Source organism: Aeromonas sp. MTB (genome assembly GCF_056632455.1).
On sequence record NZ_CP147026.1, the window covers coordinates 2,344,408 to 2,363,486 of the forward strand.

General features: G+C 60.8%; 13 protein-coding genes and 1 pseudogene. 6 read left to right on the top strand and 8 right to left on the bottom strand.

Going from position 1 to position 19,079, the window contains the following annotated elements; all coding sequences use genetic code 11:
- Positions 1-3: 3 nt before the first annotated feature.
- Positions 4-3,114, bottom strand: a complete 3,111-nt coding sequence (gene ygfK / locus WBR25_RS10765; protein WP_429106625.1) for a putative selenate reductase subunit YgfK — start codon at positions 3,112-3,114, stop codon at positions 4-6.
- A 319-nt stretch (positions 3,115-3,433) separates the two neighbouring features.
- Positions 3,434-4,081: a molybdenum cofactor cytidylyltransferase gene (gene mocA / locus WBR25_RS10770; protein ID WP_429106623.1), complete on the bottom strand. Its 648-nt coding sequence runs from the start codon at positions 4,079-4,081 to the stop codon at positions 3,434-3,436.
- Position 4,082: 1 nt separating this feature from the next.
- Between mocA and yqeC the strand changes: the two genes are divergently transcribed.
- Together yqeC and yqeB are read left to right on the top strand one after the other, a co-directional pair.
- The gene (yqeC, locus tag WBR25_RS10775) at positions 4,083-4,931 is read left to right on the top strand and encodes a selenium cofactor biosynthesis protein YqeC (protein ID WP_335849248.1); all 849 of its coding nucleotides are present in this window, start codon (positions 4,083-4,085) and stop codon (positions 4,929-4,931) included.
- A gap of 27 nt (positions 4,932-4,958) precedes the next feature.
- Positions 4,959-6,551: a selenium-dependent molybdenum cofactor biosynthesis protein YqeB gene (gene yqeB / locus WBR25_RS10780; RefSeq protein ID WP_429106622.1), complete on the top strand. Its 1,593-nt coding sequence runs from the start codon at positions 4,959-4,961 to the stop codon at positions 6,549-6,551.
- Between the two features lie 70 nt (positions 6,552-6,621).
- On the opposite strand, the gene WBR25_RS10785 is transcribed toward yqeB, so the two are convergent.
- Entirely contained in the window at positions 6,622-7,545 is a 924-nt protein-coding gene (locus tag WBR25_RS10785; protein ID WP_421319981.1) for a DMT family transporter, read from the bottom strand.
- A 262-nt stretch (positions 7,546-7,807) separates the two neighbouring features.
- Here WBR25_RS10785 and WBR25_RS10790 point away from each other — a divergent pair, with 262 nt between their 5' ends.
- From WBR25_RS10790 to WBR25_RS10805, 4 genes are all read left to right on the top strand, one after another.
- Positions 7,808-8,929, top strand: a complete 1,122-nt coding sequence (locus WBR25_RS10790) for an ABC transporter substrate-binding protein (RefSeq protein WP_429106619.1) — start codon at positions 7,808-7,810, stop codon at positions 8,927-8,929.
- Between the two features lie 99 nt (positions 8,930-9,028).
- A complete protein-coding gene (locus WBR25_RS10795; protein WP_129503974.1) occupies positions 9,029-10,081 on the top strand; it encodes a FecCD family ABC transporter permease in 1,053 nt (350 codons plus the stop codon).
- Positions 10,074-10,844, top strand: coding sequence for an ABC transporter ATP-binding protein (locus WBR25_RS10800; RefSeq protein ID WP_429106617.1), 771 nt, complete (start codon positions 10,074-10,076; stop codon positions 10,842-10,844). Before WBR25_RS10795 ends, WBR25_RS10800 begins: the two co-directional genes overlap by 8 nt.
- A 55-nt stretch (positions 10,845-10,899) precedes the next feature.
- On the top strand, positions 10,900-12,123 hold the full coding sequence (locus WBR25_RS10805) for an MFS transporter (RefSeq protein WP_319920218.1): 1,224 nt from the start codon (positions 10,900-10,902) through the stop codon (positions 12,121-12,123).
- Between the two features lie 153 nt (positions 12,124-12,276).
- Here the strand turns inward: WBR25_RS10805 and arcC are convergent, their stop codons facing one another.
- The 5 genes and pseudogenes from arcC to ygeW all read right to left on the bottom strand — a co-directional run bounded on the left by arcC (position 12,277) and on the right by ygeW (position 18,659).
- Positions 12,277-13,209: a carbamate kinase gene (gene arcC, locus WBR25_RS10810; protein WP_429106615.1), complete on the bottom strand. Its 933-nt coding sequence runs from the start codon at positions 13,207-13,209 to the stop codon at positions 12,277-12,279.
- Positions 13,210-13,268: 59 nt separating this feature from the next.
- A pseudogene (gene hydA, locus WBR25_RS10815) lies at positions 13,269-14,686 on the bottom strand (dihydropyrimidinase).
- A 105-nt stretch (positions 14,687-14,791) separates the two neighbouring features.
- Positions 14,792-16,009: a YgeY family selenium metabolism-linked hydrolase gene (locus WBR25_RS10820; protein ID WP_033113252.1), complete on the bottom strand. Its 1,218-nt coding sequence runs from the start codon at positions 16,007-16,009 to the stop codon at positions 14,792-14,794.
- 125 nt (positions 16,010-16,134) lie between these two features.
- The gene (dpaL, locus tag WBR25_RS10825) at positions 16,135-17,334 is read right to left on the bottom strand and encodes a diaminopropionate ammonia-lyase (RefSeq protein ID WP_429106613.1); all 1,200 of its coding nucleotides are present in this window, start codon (positions 17,332-17,334) and stop codon (positions 16,135-16,137) included.
- Between the two features lie 137 nt (positions 17,335-17,471).
- On the bottom strand, positions 17,472-18,659 hold the full coding sequence (gene ygeW, locus WBR25_RS10830; protein WP_043820254.1) for a knotted carbamoyltransferase YgeW: 1,188 nt from the start codon (positions 18,657-18,659) through the stop codon (positions 17,472-17,474).
- Positions 18,660-19,079 lie beyond the last annotated feature (420 nt).

A 19,079-nucleotide genomic window follows, 5' to 3' on the forward strand; every position in this document is an offset into this window, starting at 1 on the left:
CGCTCAGGCCTCGACGGCCCCCAGCAGGTAGTGGTTATGGGCATGGACATGGCTGATGATCCGGCACATGTCGCCAAGGGCTGCTGGCGCGTCCTTGATCCGGCTCTGGGCATCTATGGTCAGGCGATAGGTCTCGCCATCCTGACGCACCCGCAGTTCGCCACCATCCGCCAGATAGAACCCGGGGTTGCGGCTGTTGTCGAAGTCCTCGGGCAGGCTGAAGATGGTGACCTTGTCCTGATAGGGCTTGCCCTGCCACGGGCAGAACTGGGCGCAGTTGCCACATTCGTTGCAGTAGGCATCCAGGTGCAAGGTCTGGAACTGATCTTTGAAGCCCGGCACCGCGATGGCGACGTTGGCCCGGTTGGGGCAGACATCCACGCACTTGCTGCAGAGGTAGTTGCACTCGAGGCAACGGTGCGCCTCTTGCGCCACAAAGGCCTCCCGCTCGCTCTTGTCGACCAGGGTGACGGCGATGCTCCCCTTGCGGCGGTAGATCTCATCCTTGCCCGACGGCTGGATGGTCACTTCACTCTGCTGGCTGGCGATATGCTCGCGAGAGAGCACCAGATCCGCGGCACGGCGGGCACCACCGATGGCACCGACGATGGAGGATGGGCCGCTCTGCACGTCACCGATCAGGAAGACGTTGCGACGGCTGGTTTCGCCAGTCTGGCTATCCACCTCGGGCCAGCCATCGCTGCCAAGGGGAATGCCCATCGCTTTCAATACTTCGCAATCAGGCTGCTCACCGATGGCGGTGATCAGGGCATCCATCTGCATCACTTCGGTCTGCTCGGTAGGCACCGGACGGCGGCGGCCCTGCTCGTCAGGTTCCCCCAGCGCCATCATCCGCACAGTGAGCTTGCCATCTTTCTCAAAACGCTCCGGATTGGTGAGGAAGCAGAAACGTACCCCATCCTCCACTGCTTCCAGAACCTCCTCGCGATAGGCGGGCATCTCTTTTTCGCTGCGACGGTAGATCACGGTCACATCGCTGACACCCGGCACCTTGAGGGCGGCGCGGGCGCAGTCCATGGCGGTGTTACCGGCGCCGATCACCGCCACATGGCGGCCCAGCGGCAGCGGTTTGCCCTGATTGAAGCTGCGCAGGAAGTGGAAGGATTTGTAGACCCGATCATGACCCCCTTCGAGACGCATGCCGCCATTCTTGTCGGCGCCGATGCCGACGAAGACATAGGTAAAGCCCTGGGCGTGCAGCTTGTCGACGGTGAGCACCGGATCGCAGCCAAACTCGAACTTGACCCCGTGGGCGGCGACAAAGTCGATGTCGTGCTGGATCAGTTCAGCCGGAATACGGAACTCGGGGATGATGTGCTTGACCACACCACCGGCATCCGCTTCGCGCTCGAACACGGTGACCGGGTGACCGGCACGGGCCAGGAAGTAACCGGCGGAGAGACCGGCGGGGCCTGCGCCAATCACCGCAACCGGGTGCTTGTCACCACTGCCTGCCGGTTTATGCCAGCGAGCCTTGTACCCTTCCCAGCCGCGCTCCAGTGCCACCTTTTTCAGCTCACGGATATTGAGCGCGCTGTCGTAGTCGAGGCGGGTGCAGTTGTACTGACACTGGTGATCGCAGATATGACCGGTGATGGCGGGCAAGGCGTTGCGCTGATAAATCAGCTCAAGGGCTGCCACATACTCCCCCTCGCCCATCAGGCGAATGTACTCGGGGATGTCCTGATGCACGGCGCAGGCGGTGACGCAGGGCGCTACGTAGCAGTCGGTCAGCGGCAGGCCGCCACCCACTTCGATGCGATCGTCGGACTTCCACTCCTTCTGGGTGTAATCCATGGTGAGCGCCTTGGCGGCAAGCGCCTCCAGCTTCGCCACATCCACCTGAGCCATGCCCCAGCTGTCAGAAGCGTCGATCTCTTTGAGGCACTCGATCTGGCGCAGGTAGCCGCCCGGCTTGAGCAGGTCGGTGGCCATGGTAATGGGACGAATACCGGTCTCGAAGATCTCCGCGATGTTGAACTTGCTGGCGCCGCCCGAGTAGGAGATAGGCAGCTTGCCATCGAAGGCGCGGGACAGCACGGCCGCCACGTTGATGGAGAGCGGGAACAGCGCCCGGCCGGACATATACATCTCATCCCCCGGCAGCGCCCCCTTGCGGTTGATGGTGCCCAGGGTGTTGGTCAGCTTGACCCCGAAGGTGAGCCCCTTCTCGGCCCCCAGCGCCATCAGACGGGTCAGCATCGCCTTGGCCTGATCCAGCTTGAGGTCGTGATCGAACGACGCTTCGCTCAGACCAATGTAATCAAAGCCGCAGGTGTCGAGGATCTCGCGCACCCGCGGGTAACCCAGCAGGGTCGGGTTCAGTTTGACGAAGGTGTTGAGCCCCTTCTCTTCCAGCATGTAGCGGCAGATGGCCTCAATCTCGTTCGGTGGGCAGCCGTGCATGGTAGAGAGGGTGACACCATGAACCAGATTGGCCGGGATACGATCCACCAGCTGTTGCAGGCGATCGCGGCGCGCCCCCAGTCCCAGCTCGGCGATAAACTGCTCGTCGGCCACCAGCTCGCGCAGCACCTGCTGGTACTCGGCAAATTTCGGACTGCTGCCGGCATCCATCAGGCTGTGGATAAACTGCTGCATCGGTGGCTGTTTGATGCCGTCGAGGTTGTACCCCACGCTCATGTTGAAGATAAAGGACTTGGCCTCTCCGTCGAGGCGCGGGTCGAACACCTCTTCTAACAGGTAGAGGGCAAACCAGGCTTTAAGATACTCGTCAAACGCCTTGGGCAGGGTGAACTCGGTAGACCACTCGGTGTTGAAGCACTCGTCTTCGGCATCGATGCAGGGCTTTTCCAGTTCGAGACGGTCCAGGATCTGCACCGTTTTGAGCTCGATAAAGCGCCCGCCGGTCAGCCAGGAGGTGACGATGTTCTGGGCCAACTGGGTATGGGGGCCGGCTGCCGGGCCAATGGGGGTCTCGCAGGTTTCACCGAACACCTTGATCTTGCGCTCGTCCTGCTTGCGATAGAATTGCGCGGCGGGAATACCGAAAATGCTCTGACTCTCTTTATATTCCGCAAAAATACGGGTCAGCAGGTTCTTGAACGGAACGGGTCGCATAATATCGCCCATGGCTATCTCCTTGCAGCTGTTCTGCCCATTGGCAGCATGAATAAATGGGGTATCCCGCACGGGTGTTCCCCCTTGGCAAGGAGAAGAGCAACAATCAGGCCACTACAGTTACAAAACTATTTTTTACGGTAAAAGCGTGAGACAGCTCCAATTAATGGAGAGAATTTACGATGCCACCATTATGGGTATTGCGAGTAGTTATCAATCACTCTGGAATTTACTTAATGAACAGTTCAAAAAGAACTCACCCTATCAGATCAAGTGCGAGAAATATCACTTTGATACGCCATTTATCTCCCCGTTATCTTTTTAAACTGGGTTATTTCGTGGGCTCGCTCTCATTTTCAAGAATGCCACCCAGCAGCGCCTGATAGCGCTCCGGGGTATCCACATCAAACAGGATGGCGGGGCTGTCGACGGGCACCATACGGTGGGGATACCCTTGCAACCAGCGTCGTACCGACGACTGCACCGGGGCCGCTGCCAACTCGCGGGCAAGGGATTTTGGCAGCAACACCGGATGGCCCGCCTCCCCCAGCCAGGTGGGAAAGAGTGTCTCACAGCCCCGTGCCTGCCAGAGCTGTTGATAGACCTCGCGCGGGATACAGGGGAGATCCCCGTGACTGATAAAGAGGTAGTCAGCGTCACTGGCCGCCAGGGCGCAGCGGATGGAGCTGCCCAGCCCCTGCCGATAGTCGAGGTTGTGGACGACAGCAATATCCGGCCGTGATCCGTAGCGCGCTTGAAGTTCCTCGCCACGATGGCCCACCACCAGAATAACCCGCTGACAAAAAGCCAGGGCATTTTTGAGACTTGCATCAAGCATTGTCCCCTGGCAATAAGGTAGCATCATTTTCCAGGTACCCATTCGGGAAGATAAACCCGCCGCCGTTATTATACAGTCACACTGCTCTTGTTCCTGGCAACGTTGTTTTCCACTCCCTTCGATATTTATTTTGGTCGTCATTATGTCGCTACCACACGTTGTTGCTGTCGCATTTCCAGATATAGAACCGCTATTAAACTCGCTCACAAAAAATATTGATAGCCATACCACCTTAATTAGCCTCTGCGGCGCCGGTGGAAAAACCAGCACCCTGTTCTGGCTGGCGGAATATTTTTATCAACAGGGTAAAAGGGTGCTAATTACCACCACCACCCGGATGTTTCTGCCTGCCCCGTCACACTATCGGGAATTGATTATCGAGACGGATCCCGTTCGTCAACTTACCCGCTGTCAGACGCTACCGGATGGCCCGGCGCTGGTTGCCCTGTTCAGCCATCTCGACGAGCGCACCGGAAAGGTGGCGGGCCCCACGCCCCAGCAGATTGATCTCATCAAGGGGCAGCAGCGCTTCGATCTCATCCTGGTCGAGGCGGATGGCGCCCATCACAAGTTATTGAAAGTGCCCGCTTTGCACGAACCTTGCATTCCCCAGAGCAGTGATTGGGTGATCGCCCTGACGGGCGGCGCCATGGTGGGTGCCAAGGCCGACCCGCAGCAGATCCACCGCTGGGCAGAGCTTCAGGCCCTGTGCGGGATAGAGGCCGGTGACCCCCTCGACTGGGCCCTGTTTCACCAGCTGCTCTCCCACCCCGAGGGGCTGTTCAAGGGCACCCCGGCCAGGGCGCGCCGGATCTGGTTTATCAATGGGGATTATCAAAATGAGGCGTCGTGGCTCGATGAATTGATAAAGCTGCATAGCCGCCACCCCGAGATCTATGCCATCTGGCAGGGGGCGGTTCGCGAGCCACAGCCCATTCGCCACGCACTCGGTTACTTCGCTCAGGATGAGGCACAGCCGCCTCACCCATGATGGTTTAAGGATAAGAAGAGGTACCTTATGAATCTGTTTGCACACGCAGCCCGACTGGAACAGGAGAACATTCCCTTTGCCATGGCCCAGATCATCGAGAGCCGTGGCTCCACCCCCCGCCATCAGGCCCAGATGCTGGTAATGGCCGATGGCCAGATCCTAGGCACCATCGGCGGCGGCATGATCGAGCGGCTGGTGATCGAGGAAGCGATGGCCGCCATTGCCGAGCGCAAGCCGCGCATCTTCCACGGCCGGATGGCCCGCAACGGCGAACATGCGGTCGGGTCGGACTGTGGTGGCGCCATGTCGGTCTATATCGATGTCTATGGCCTGCGGCCACGGCTGGTGCTCATTGGTGCCGGTCACGTCAACCGGGCGCTGGCCCATGCCGCCGCGCCACTGGGTTTTGATATCCATGTGGGTGACTGTTTTGAAGGGAGCCTCAATCCCGATCTCTTCCCCGTCGGCACTCACCTCAAACAGGCCGATACCATCAGCGCGGTGATCGAGGCGCTGGCCATCGAGCCCGCCAACTTCGTCATCATCGCTACCAACCATCAGGACAAGGAGGCGCTGGATCGGCTCATCAGCCGTCCCCTCGCCTATCTGGGGCTGCTCGCCAGCAAGCGCAAGGTGCAGACCTTCACCCAGGCGCTGCGCCAACAAGGGGTGAGCCAGGAGCAACTGCAGCAGCTGCACGCCCCCATCGGCTACAACATCGGCGCCGAGACCCCCGAGGAGATCGCCATCAGCATTCTCGCCGAGTTGTTGCAGGTGAAAAACGGCAAGGCAGGCGGTCTGATGCAGGATGATGTGCGCCTCAAGCGGGATCAGCTGGTGGTGATGCGCGGCTCCGGCGATATCGCCACCGGGGTGGCGCTGCGCCTGCACAATGCCGGCTTCAAGGTGGTGATGCTGGATCTCGACAAGCCCACGGTGATCCGCCGCACCGTCGCCTTCGCTCAGGGGATGTTCGACGGCGAAACAAGGGTCGAGGGAGTGCGTGCCAAGCGGGTCGAGAGCGTCGAACAGGCGTTCGAGCAGCTGGATCGGGGCGTCATTCCGCTACTGGTTGACCCTGACTGTGCCACCCTCGCCGAGCTCAAGCCCCGCTATCTGGTGGATGCCATCCTCGCCAAGCAGAATCTCGGCACCCACAAGGAGATGGCCCCCATTACGGTGGCCCTTGGCCCGGGGTTTGAGGCGGGGCGCGACTGCGATGCGGTCATTGAGACCAACCGCGGTCATCATCTGGGCCGGGTCATCTATCAGGGCCCTGCCCAGCCCAACACAGGCATTCCCGGAGTGATCGAGGGGCACTCCGCCCGCCGGGTGGTACGCGCCCCCGCCCCCGGCGTGATGAAGAGCCTGATCAAGCTCGGCGATCTGGTTCAGGAGGGGGATGTGATTGCCCATGTAGGGGATGCCCCCATCATAGCGCCCCTCTCTGGCATGGTGCGGGGGCTGCTCAGCGATGGCATCGAGGTGCCAGTCGGCTTCAAGATTGGCGATATCGACCCCAGAGGCGAGCGCGCCGATGCCACCACCGTCTCTGACAAGGCCCGCGCCATCGGCGGCGCCGTGCTGGAAGCCATGATGCATCTGGCCCAGCGCAGATAAGAGAGTGTTCTTAAAACCAGAAGGGTCCGCCATGATGGCGGGCCCTTTTATTTCGTTGCCAGCAATCGGCTCAACCGTGTTTGATGCGGGTCTCTCCTGCGACCGACACCACGGAGCGTTTACCCTTGCGACTGATCACCAACAATGCCAGCACAATAAGGGCGATACCGCTCCCCTCCACCGGCCCCGGATTTTCGCCGAGCAGCCACCAGGAGAGCAGCACACCGGTCACCGGCACCGCCAGGGTGCTGAGGCTGGCAATCCCCGCAGGCAGCTTTTTCAGCACAAACAGCCAGAGACTCCAGGCGATGGCGGTGGCGAAGATGGCGCTATAGGCCAGCGCCCCCATCACGTAGGGCTGCCAGTCGATGGGGCGCTCCGGCACCAGCGCCGCCACCAGCGCCATCACTATGGTGGCGTAGATCATCTGCCAGGTGGTGAGGGACATCAGATCCACCCCGGGATGGCGGGCATACATCCGCTTGGCGATGATGGCGCTGATCCCCCAGCAGATGCCGGAGAGGATTGCCAAGAGGGCACTCTTGAGGGATTCAAGATGCAGCAACCAGGGCTGGATCACCAACAGCAGGCCGCAGGCCGCCACCCCGACAGCCAGATAGTGCAGCTTGCGCATCCGCTCGCCGAGAAAGAGCGCCGCGAAGATCACCACCCAAAACGGCATGGTGTAACTCAGAATAGCCACCTTGCCCGCCCCGCCGCTGATCAGCGCCCACTGGGCCAGCCCCACCATGCCACAAGTCTGGAACAGGGCGATGGCCAGGGTATAGCGAAACGGGGTGGGCTTGAGATAACAGCGCCCGCGCAGTGCCAGCACCAGCAACAACACCAATGAACCGCACAGACAGCGCAGGGCGGTGAACTCGAAGGCCCCCGCGTAGAGCATCACCTGCTTCATCACGATCCAGCTGTAACTCCAGATGGCGGTGAGCAGGACCAGTCCCCCCAACGCCGCCATATTGATCTTTGTGCTCATTACTCTGCCTTTTTGGCGCCTGTGCGCCTGCATGCCGGGCTAACCAGCCCCTAAAAGGACTATCTTACTCTTGTGGGGGCCGACAGCCCAAACGTGCACGCCCCCTGAAGAGGGGCGTTGACGAAGAACCTTGCCAAGGTGGGCCTCGAACGACCAACACGCTATATACCTCCCTTATGTGCCCCCTAGTAAAATCGATTGTCATCATTAAATACAAATGCTAATACTTCTCACCCCAAAATCCGTTCAAGGTTTTCACAAGATGTTTCGTCACCCCCTGGCAAAGTTGCTGCTGCTCGGTCAGCTCGCCCTGATGAGCTGGATGGCGCAGGCAAATCCCCCGGTTGAAGTAGAAGATGTGATGGGCCGCAAGGTCTCCCTCAGCCTGCCGGCCAGCCGTATCGTGCTCGGTTTCTATCCCGAGGATTATCTGGCCGTGGCCGGTGAAGGCGGCGCCGATCGGCTGGTGGGCATGTCCCGTGGCTGGTTCGTCAAGTCCCGCCCCGCCATCTGGTCGCTGTATGTGGCCAGCCTGCCGCAACTGGCCAAGGTGCCTGACCTTGGCAATGTGCAGGATCAGAGCTTCTCCATCGAGAAGACCCTGGCGGTCAAGCCCGATCTGCTGATCCTGGCACAGTGGCAATATGAGGCTCTCGGCCCGGATCTGCCACGCTTCGAACAGGCCGGGATCCCGGTGGTGGTCATCGACTACAACGCCCAGACCCTGGAGCGCCACATGGCGAGCACCTTGCTGCTGGGCAAGGTGACAGGTCAGGAAGCTCGTGCCCAACAGATGGCCGACGAATACAAGGCCAAGATTGACATCATCACCTCCCGCGTTGCCAACGCGAAGCGCCAGCCCCCTCGGGTCTATATCGAGCTGGGGGACAAGGGACCTGCAGAATACAGCTACACCTATGGCAAGGACATGTGGGGCGCGATGGCCCTGCTGGCCGGGGGTGACAACGTCGCGGCTCCCTTCGTCGAGCGCTGGGGCCCCATCCATCCTGAGCAACTGCTGGCGAGCAAACCCGAGGTCATCCTGATGGCGGGCTACGAGAGCGTGAGCAGCGCAGAGGCGATGCAGGTCGGCCAGGATGTGTCGGCCGAGACCGTGCGCCAGCGCCTGCATGGCTTTGCCGCCCGCCCGGGCTGGAGCGAGTTGCCCGCAGTGCAGCAGGGTCGTCTCTATGCGGTCTATCACGGCGCCACCCGCAGCATCATGGATGCCGCGCTCATCGAGTTCATGGCCAAGGCCCTCTACCCGGATCTGTACCAGGATCTCGATCCCCTGGCCACCTATCAGGGCTTCTACCAGCGCTATCTGCCCATCCGTCCCCAGGGCACATTTATGCTGGGCATCAAGCAGGGTGACGCAAACTGAATCCGGTCGTTCGGGCTTTGCCTGTCTAGGCAGAACCCTCTTCATCCCTCTTTCACCCTTGTGGGCGCCTCTCATGGCGCCCGTTTCAGGATTGTCATCATGAATGATTTGGCTGCCCTGCAGCAGACCCTCGCCCGCCAGCGGCAACGGGAGCGCCGTCGCGGGCACTGGCTCCTGCTGCTCACCCTGGTGCTGTGCATTACCCTGGTGCTCGACATCGCCACCGGCCCCTCTCTGCTGCCATTGGGCGAAGTGGTCGATGCCCTGCTCGCCCCCGCCCAGGCCGATCCCATGACCCGCACCATAGTCCATGACATGCGCCTGCCCATCGCCCTGATGGCGCTGGTGGTCGGTGCGGCGCTGGGCCTTGGCGGCGTCCAGATGCAGACCCTGCTGGACAATCCGCTGGCCAGCCCCTACACCCTGGGGCTCGCGGCGGCAGCGGGGCTCGGTGCCGCACTGGCACTCTATACCGGCGGTCTTGGGCTCCCTCCCCTGATTGCCATTCCGGCTGGCGCCTTCATCCTCTGCATGTTTGCCGCGAGCCTTTTATTTGGCCTGGCCATGATGCGCCATGTCAGCAGCCAGACCCTGATCCTGGCGGGCATCGCCCTGCTGTTCCTGTTCCAATCCCTGCTCTCCCTGCTGCAGTTTCTCTCCTCCCCCGAGCTCAACCAGCAGATCCTGTTCTGGCTGTTTGGCAGCCTGATGCGCACCACCTGGGACTCCCTGATCATCACCGCCGCCGTCACCCTGATCTGCACCCTGCTCATCTACCGGGATGCCTGGGCCCTCACCAGCCTTCGCCTCGGTGAAGCCCGCGCCCGCAGCCTCGGGGTCAATGTGGACAGACTGCGCATGAAGACCCTGATCTTGGTCGCCCTGCTCACCGCCACCGCCACCAGTTTCGTCGGTGTCATCGGCTTCGTTGGCTTGGTGGCGCCCCATATTGCTCGCATGTTGGTGGGGGAGGATCAGCGCTTTCTTATCCCGCTCTCGGCCCTGTGCGGCGCCTGCATGCTCTCGGCGGCCTCGGTGCTCTCCAAGTCCATTATTCCGGGGGCTCTCTTTCCCATCGGCATTGTCACCGCCCTGATTGGCGTGCCCTTCTTCATCTGGTTGATCCTCGGCAGGGGGCGTAAACGTGCTTGAAATATCCCGACTCTCCCTCTCCCTCGGCCAGCAGACCCTGCTGCGAGATCTCAGCCTCACCCTGCATCCGGGTCAGGTCCACGTGATCATCGGTCCGAACGGTACCGGCAAGACCTCCTTGATGCGCACCCTGTTTGGTGAACTGACCCCGGATGGCGGCGATATCCGCCTGGGGGGCCAGAGTGCCCGCCAGATGACGCAGGCCAAGTGGCGCCAGCAGTTTGGCTACATGCCCCAGAACATCCAGCTGGAGCTGGACTTGAGCGTCATCGAAGTGGTGGTACTCGGTCGCCTCGACAGCCTCTCCATGCGTCTGGCTGACGAGGACATTCTGGCGGCGGGCCGCGCCCTGCAAGCGCTCGGCATCGCCCATCTGGCGGATCGCCCCCTCTACTCCTTGAGCGGCGGCCAGCGACAGATGGTACTGTTCGCCCAGGTGCTGCTACGCGATCCCCGCATCATGATGCTGGATGAGCCGGTCAGCGCCCTGGATCTTCACCACCAGATGCAACTGATGGAGCACCTGTGTCAGCAGACCCGCGAGCAGCAGTGGATCACCCTGGTGGTGCTGCACGATCTCAACCTCGCAGCCCAGTTTGCCGATCAGTTGATCGTGCTGGCAGGGGGCGATCTGCAGGCCTTCGGCCCCCCCGACCGGGTGCTCGACGCGGCCCTCATCGAGCGCCTCTACCATGTGCCGGTGGAGATAAGCCACGATCAGAGCGGCATCCCCTTCCTCAGAACCGTGCGAAAGGCCTCATGACAGAGCGCAGCACAACCCCTGCGGCCCCATCCCGACATACAAACGGGAGGCGAAGATGAACAGCGCCTCCTACTGGCGGGACTGGCAGGGCATGAGCCCGGCAGCCCGCCTGCTTATCACCAACGGGCTGGCCTTCAACCTCGGCTTCTACATGATGATGCCCTTCCTCGCCCAGCACATGGGTAGCGGGCTGGGTCTCGCCGGTTGGGCCTGTGGCCTGGTCATGGGGATGCGGGTCTTCAGCCAGCAGGGGCTCTTTCTCTTGGGGGGCACCCTTGGGGATCGCATCGGCTATCACCCCGCCATCGTCTGGGGCTGCCTGGTGCGCTCCATAGGCTTCGTGTTGCTCGGCTGGGCCGAGTCCCTGCCCATCCTGCTGCTGGCCGCCGCCCTCACCGGCTTTGCGGGGGCCCTGTTCACCCCTTGCGCCCAGGCGTATCTTGCCAGCGAATGCCACAACCCGAGCCAGCGTCAGCGCGCCTTTGCCCTGCACAATCTCGCCAGCGAGGCGGGCATGCTGCTCGGGCCCCTGGTTGGACTGACACTGACCCAGCAGAGCTATACCCTGACCGGCTTGTTGGCGGCGAGTCTGTTCGCCCTGCTCGGCGTGCTGCAATACCGGGTGCTGCCCAAACGCCCGGTGAGCCACCAGAGTCCGCGTGGCGCCATTTTGCGCCAATGGAGAGAGATAGTGCGCCAGCGCCCATTTATCGTGTTTACCCTGCTGGCGGGCAGCTACCAGATCCTGTTCCACCAGCTCTATCTCGCCCTGCCCGCCCATATCCAGAGTCTGCCGGACGCCACCTACCTGCTCGGCGGCGTCTTTACCCTCTCGGCGGTGATCGGCGTCCTGCTCCAGCTACCAGCCTCCCGTCTGGTAGAGAGGCGCCTGGGAGTGCCGCTCGCCATGGGGTTGGGTATCGGGATGATGGGGTTGAGCTACCTGGCTCTACCGCTGCTGGCACCTTGGCCGACGGCAGGCGTGTTGACGCAGGTAGCCCTGCTATCGCTCGGATCCATTCTCTGCTTCCCGCTCTTTTCCGCCCAGTTGCCCCGATACGCCCCTCCCGAGCAGCTCGGCAGCTACTACGGCTTCTATGCCAGCGCTGGCGGCTGCATGGCGCTCTTTGGCAACCTGCTCATCGGTTTTATGTTGGGGGATGCGGGCAGCCGCCCCGCCACAGTCATCTGGCTGCTGCTGGCGATGATTGGTTTGCTCGCCGGTATCGGCCTCTACAGGTTTCTGCCATCCACAAAAACCGGTTGCCACTCCAACTAGCCCCATTGCCACTCCCACAGAGCGGTTCATCTGGCCTGCAGAACACGATCGACAGTGATGATCCGTCACCGCCATCCCAATAAAACTGAGTGTGGAGCCAAGGCTCCACACTCTGTCAGGGGGCCGGATGCCCCTGTGGATCAGTACGCATGATTACAGGCTGATCACGGTCCCGGTCTTGCCAGCGATCCCCTCGGCGGCCTTCTCCAACAAGGTGATCAGGGATTTTCGCCCCGGCAAGGAGGTGGCGAACGAGAGCGCCGCCTCCACCTTGGGCAGCATGGAGCCCTTGGCAAACTGCCCCTGGGCGATAAAGCTGTTGGCATCGGCCACGCTCAGGGTATCGAGCCACTGCACATCGGGCTTGCCGAAGTTGATGGCGACTTTCTCCACGGCGGTAAGGATGATCAGCATGTCGGCATCGATGAGCTCCGCCAGCTTGGCACTGGCCCAATCCTTGTCGATCACCGCACTGGCGCCGCGCAGGTGATTGCCTTCGCGCAACACCGGAATGCCGCCGCCACCAACTGTGATCACCACCTGACCGGCGGCCAGCATGGCAGAGACGGTCTCCTTCTCAATGATGTCGATGGGTTTGGGGGATGCGACCACCCGGCGATAGCCACGGCCGGCATCCTCTTTGAGCCGCTCGCCCTTGGCCATCAGCGCCTCGGCCTCCTCCTTGCTGAAGAAACCGCCGATGGGCTTGCTGGGGTCGAGGAAGGCGGGATCATTTTTATCCACCTCAACCTGGGTCACCAGCGTGGCGACCGGCTTGTGAATGCCGCGTTCCAGCAGGGCTTCGCGCAGGGCATTTTGCAGGTCATAGCCGATATAACCCTGACTCAGGGCCACACAGACCGACATGGGCAGATGGGGGGATTTGGGCTCGTGGCGGGCCGCCACCTCGAACGCCTGCTGGATCATCCCCACCTGCGGCCCGTTGCCGTGGGTGACCACCACCTCGTGTCCTTGAGCGATAAGGTCGGCGATAGTGTGCGCCGTGCTCTGCACCGCCTTCATCTGCTCGGGCAGGTTATTGCCCAGAGCATTGCCCCCCAGGGCCAGTACGATACGCTGTTTCATCTTGTGCTCTCCGATGATAAGGGTGGGCCGGCGTCATACCGGCTCGGTTGTTCTGTCTATCACTGTGCTAATTGCTGTTCTCGGGCCGCTTCGCCCAGCAGCGGATCAAAGGGTGCCCTGGCCAGAAAGCGGCCATGCCCCCGTTGTCCGGTAAATTCGCCGTCGCGGGCCACGATCTCGCCGCGACTGAGGGTCATCCTGATCTGGCCGGGACAACGCATCCCCTCGTAGGGGCTGTAGTCGCCGTTGTCGTGCAGGGCGGCGTGACGGATCAGGGTCTCGCCACGGGGATCCATCAGCACCAGATCGGCATCAGACCCCGCTTGCAAGTTACCCTTGCGCGGCCAGAGGCCAAACAGGCGCGCCGGGTTGGCGCTGGTGAGGACCACGAAGCGGGACGGCGAGATGCGTCCGCCCAATACCCCGTGGGCAAACAGCAGCAGCATCCGGTTTTCGACCCCGGGCAAGCCGTTGGGGCAGCGGCTGAAATCGCCCCCGAGAGGGTCATGCGCTGGGCGTGGGAGAAGTTGCAGTGATCGGTCGCCACCGTGTCGATGTCGCACGCAGCGATGCCGACCCACAGCTTGTCCTGCTCGCGGCGCGAGCGCAGCGGCGGGCTGAGCAGATAGTCGACTCCGTTCTCCCGGTAGTAGCAGGAATCATCCAAAAGCAGATATTGCGGGCAGGTCTCCACCCAGACCGGTTGGCCCTGACGGCGCGCCAGTTTCAGATACTCCAGCCCCAGTCCATTTGAAAGGTGGACGATATAGAGCGGCGCGTTGCCCGCCAGCCCCGCCAGATTGATCATCCGGGCGATGGCCTCCGCCTCGCACTCCAGCGGGCGGCTTTGCGGGTGATACCAGGGCTCATGGTGACCGGCGGCCAGCAGGGCCGCCCGGCGCGTCGCGATGGCGGCATCGTTCTCGGGATGGACGGTGGCGAGCGCCCCCACCTCCTTGAGGCAAGCCAGGGCGCGTAGCACGTCGTGATCCCCCAACTTGTACTGGTAGGTGAGGTAGAGCTTGAAGCTGCTGATCCCCTCCTCCTGCACCATGGCGGCCATCTCATTAAGGATGGCGTCATCCACATGCTGGATCACGCCGTGAAAGCTGTAGTCGATCACCGCCTGATCGGCGGCGTAGTCGTGATAGCGGGCCAGCTGATGATGCAGATTGCACCCCGCTGGGCCAAATCCCATGTGATCGACGATGGTGGTGGTGCCACCACAGGCGGCGGCACGGGTACCGCTGAAAAAGTCATCGCAACTGCGGGCAATCCCCACATCGATGTTGAAGTGGGTGTGGACGTCGATACCGCCCGGCATTACATAGCAGCCGCTGGCATCGATCAGCTCGGTTTCGCCATCGGGCTGGATATCGGCGGCACGGGCGCGGATCACCCCGTGCTCGATCAGCAGATCCTGACGATATTCACCCTGCGCATCGACCAGCACACCGTTTTTGATCAGCCGTTTCATCCCCACCACCTCGAACATCACTTCAAACAGCAAGGCCCCGCCTCAATGGAGACGGGGCACTTTCAACTGCTGGGCGGCGATGGCAGTCACCACCCGGCAGACCCCTTACTTGTCCAGCTCGGCCAGATAGAGCATGGGGATCACGGCGTACATGGCGGCACACTTGACCAGATGCTCTTTCCAGGTCTTCTCGTTCGGGGCGTGGGCTTCCGGCTCTTTACCCGGGCCAAAACCGATGACCGGAATACCGTGGCGACCCATGATGGAGACCCCGTTGGTCGAGAAGGTCCACTTGTCCACCACCGGCTCCTTGTTGAACAGCTCGCGATAAGCCTTGGAGAGTGTTTTTACGGTGATGTGATCCTCTTCCACCTTCCAGGTCGGGAAGTAGCACTCGGTCGGGTAGACCAGACCGGTGTAAGCCGGACGATCGTACTGGTACATGGAGACCTCGGCACCGGCGGCTTTTACCGCTGGCAGAGCGCGGATCTCGTCGAGCGCCCCTTGCCAGGTTTCGCCCCAGGTGAGGCGGCGGTCGATAGAGACGGCGCAGCTGTCCGCCACGGCGCAGCGACTCGGCGAAGTGAAGAAGATCTCGGAGACGGTCAGGGTGCCCTTGCCGAGGAAGTCGTCATTGCCGAGGTTGTGGCTCAGCTCCTGCAGCTCGCCAAGGATGGGGCCCATCTTGAAGATGGCGTTGTCACCGCGCTCCGGTGCGGAGCCGTGGCAGCTGACCCCCTGCACATCGATGCGGATCTCCATGCGGCCACGCTGGCCACGGTAGATCTGGCAGTCGGTGGGTTCGGTACTGACCACGAACTCGGGGCGGATCTTGCTCTGCTCGATGATGTACTGCCAGCAGAGGCCATCGCAGTCCTCCTCCTGCACGGTACCGGTCACCAGCAGGGTGTACTGATCTTCCAGCCCCAGATCCTTGATGATCTTGCCCGCATAGACCATGGAGGCCATGCCCCCTTCCTGATCGGAGGCGCCGCGACCACCAATAATCTCGTGATCTTCCATCCCCTCATAGGGGTCGAACTTCCAGTTGGCCATGTTGCCGACGCCCACGGTATCGATGTGGGCATCCATGGCGATCAGGTGCGGACCGTGGCCAATATAGCCCAGCACGTTGCCCATGGGGTCGATTTCGACCTTGTCAAAACCAACCTTCTCCATCTCCTGCTTGATGCGCAGCACGACGCGCTCTTCATCGCAGCTCTCGCTCGGGATGGCGATCATGTCACGCAGGAACTGACTCATCTCGGCCTTGTACTGGTAGGCCTTCTCCAACACCATTTCAAACGGAATTTGCTTGCTCATTGTGATTCTCCATAACAACTGAGAGTGCGCGACCTGTTCGTCGGCAGCGCCCTGTGCCCGTTACCGCGCCCCGTTGGCGAGGCGCGATCAGTTCTTCAATTCGTGTCTCTGCTCTGGCGGGAGAGTTAGTCGCAGGCAGGATGCTTGCCTTCCCACACCACTTCCCGGTAATGCTTCACATCGGTGTCCCCTTCGGTGTTGATGATCAGCACGACCGAGTTGCTATCCAGCCCCAGACGTTCCATCAGCGCCGCACGATCAGGGTGGTGACGCACTGCCGCCAGCACGCCGGTACCGACCGAGCCGGATTCGCCGGAGATGATGCGTGGATCATTGCCAAGGGGGTTGCCCAGCACCCGCATGCCCAGCGCCGACACCTTGTCGTGGCAGGAGATGAACTGGGTGGTGCAGCTTCTGAGCAGTGGCCAACCAAGGGGATTGGGTTCGCCGCAGGCGAGACCGGCCATGATGGTGCGCATATCGCCCCCCACGTTGACCATCTCCCCCACCACACCGGAGCGGTAGATACAGTCTGCCTGATCCGGCTCGACCACTATGCTGTGCAGGTTTTTCGCCCCGAAGCAGTCCACCAGATAACCGAGCACCCCGCCCGCCAGCGCCCCGACCCCGGCCTGCAGCAGCACGTGGGTCGGTTGCTTGATGCCCATGGCCTGCATCTGCTCGACCGCTTCGTCGGCCAGAGTGGAGTAACCCTGCATGATCCAGGTCGGGATCTTGGTGTAACCCTCCCAGGCGGTGTCCTGAACGATGTGCCAGCCGCGCTCTTCGGCCATCTTCATGGTCAGGCGCACGGTGTCGTCGTAGTTCATGTCGGTGACGATGCACTCGGCCCCGAGATTGAGGATGTGATCCACCCGCTCCCGGGCCGAGCCCTTGGGCATGTAGACCACCGCATGCTGACCCACCTGCTTGGCGGCCCAGGCAATGCCGCGACCGTGGTTGCCATCTGTGGTGGTGGCGAAAGTCATCGGCTCCTTGATGGTGCGTTTGATGAGATCGAAGGAGAAATCCTCGATGGCCACCCCGTACTTTTCACAGAGCAGGTTGGCGATGGCATAAACGCCACCCAGCATCTTGAAGGCATTGAGACCAAAGCGCTTTGACTCATCCTTGACCAGAATATTTTTTACCCCGATATAGGCGGCCAGATCTTTCAGGTCGCACAAGGGGGTCGGCTCATAACCGGCCAGTTTTTTATGAAAGGCACGAGCCTTTTGTGCTTCGGCGCGAGAAAACAGCGGAGATGGCTCGGCGGTAAAAAAGCGGTTATCGGCAATATCCATCTTCAGCGAAAATTGGGACATGCTTACCTCACTAGGCGTTACCTGACAAAGAGCTGCCTCGCCGGGAGATCCGTTATTCAGATACCACGGGGAGAAAACTCGAAATAATGGGTTCGACAGCGTGGGCAGGATGAATATTCACCCTGCCCTGCCGTAATTTATTTCACCCGCTTTTGCGCCTCTTTAATCAGATTTTCCAGGGTTTCTGCCGGGGCGGAGAATTTACGGGCCATGATCATGGCGGCGATAATATAGGGTTTCCAGCTCGCCTCTTTGTAAGTGGCGATACGGTATTTCTCGAATACCCCTTCGGTTACTTCCCCTTCCTTGCAGGAGACGCCGGAAATATCGGCGGGCAGGCAGTGCATATAGAGCGCTTCGCCACCCTTGGTGAGCTTCATCATCTCCTCGGTGCAGTGCCAATCCTTGTGCTTGGCGTTCTGCTCAAGGCAATGTTTTTCCAGATCTTTGAGGCCTGCGTGGTCATTGGCACGCAGCAACTCGGTGCGCTGCTCCATCACCTTGTAGGGGGCCCAGGACTTCGGATAGACGATATCGGCATCCTTGAACGCCTCTTCCATCGAGGTGACCTGACGGAAGCTGCCGCCGGAGGCCTTGGCATTTTCCTTGGCCACTTCGATCACGTCCGGGATCAGGTCATACCCTTCCGGATGGGCCAGGGTCACGTCCATACCGAAACGGGTCATCAAGCCGATGATGCCCTGGGGCACGGAGAGCGGCTTGCCGTAGCTGGGGGAGTAGGCCCAGGTCATGGCAATCTTCTTGCCCTTGAGGCTCTCCAGGCTGCCGAAGTGCTCCTGCAACCAGGCGAGATCAGCCATCGACTGGGTCGGGTGATCAATGTCGCACTGCAGGTTGACCAGTGCCGGACGCTGGGGCAGCACCCCCTTCTCGAACCCTTCATCCAGGGCGGCGCCCACTTCGCGCATATAGGCGTTGCCAGCACCGAGGAACATGTCGTCACGGATCCCGATGGCATCGGCGCAGAAGGAGATCATGTTGGCCGTTTCACGGACGGTTTCGCCATGGGCGATCTGGGATTTGCCCTCGTCCAGATCCTGCTGGGCCAGACCGAGCAGGTTCAGCGCAGAGGCGTAAGAGAAGCGGGTTCGGGTGGAGTTATCGCGGAAAACCGAGATACCGAGCCCGCTGTTAAACAGTTTGGTGCAGATATTTTCGGCGCGCAGGGTCTTGAGGGATTCGGCCAGTTTCAATACCAGCTCCAGCTCCTGAGGGGTTTGCTCCCAGGTCAGCAGAAAATCTTTTTCATGCAGGTTGGATTTGAGTGCTCTGATCTCTTTGATTAATTCGTTAACTGCTTTCATCGTTCGCCCCAATCATTGGATGAGATATGGATAGCTCCCCTTTCACTCACGATGTCACCAGCATCCCGGTTGTGGGTGAGCGCGTCGGTTAGCGTCGATATGAGGCAATCAATAACCATGCCAAACCAATAAAATGCAGGCAGATATTAATAAATGGCGAAAGTGTGTGATGCCACCCACAAAATCAGCGGCTATTTAAGCGGTTTATTCAATAAAAAGGTGAGCGGATCAGCCAAGCCATAAAATAGCCGAGCGATAATAATCAGAGGCAATATCCCTTTGTCGGTGATAATTATCATCAAAGGCCAGTCTCAGGGGCTGAAATGATATCAGCGGGGTTGTCGTTATCATTATGATAATGCCCGCAACACCTTTTCTCTTGGAATGATCTCTCCAGCGTTGACACTGCTGCTATCTCGC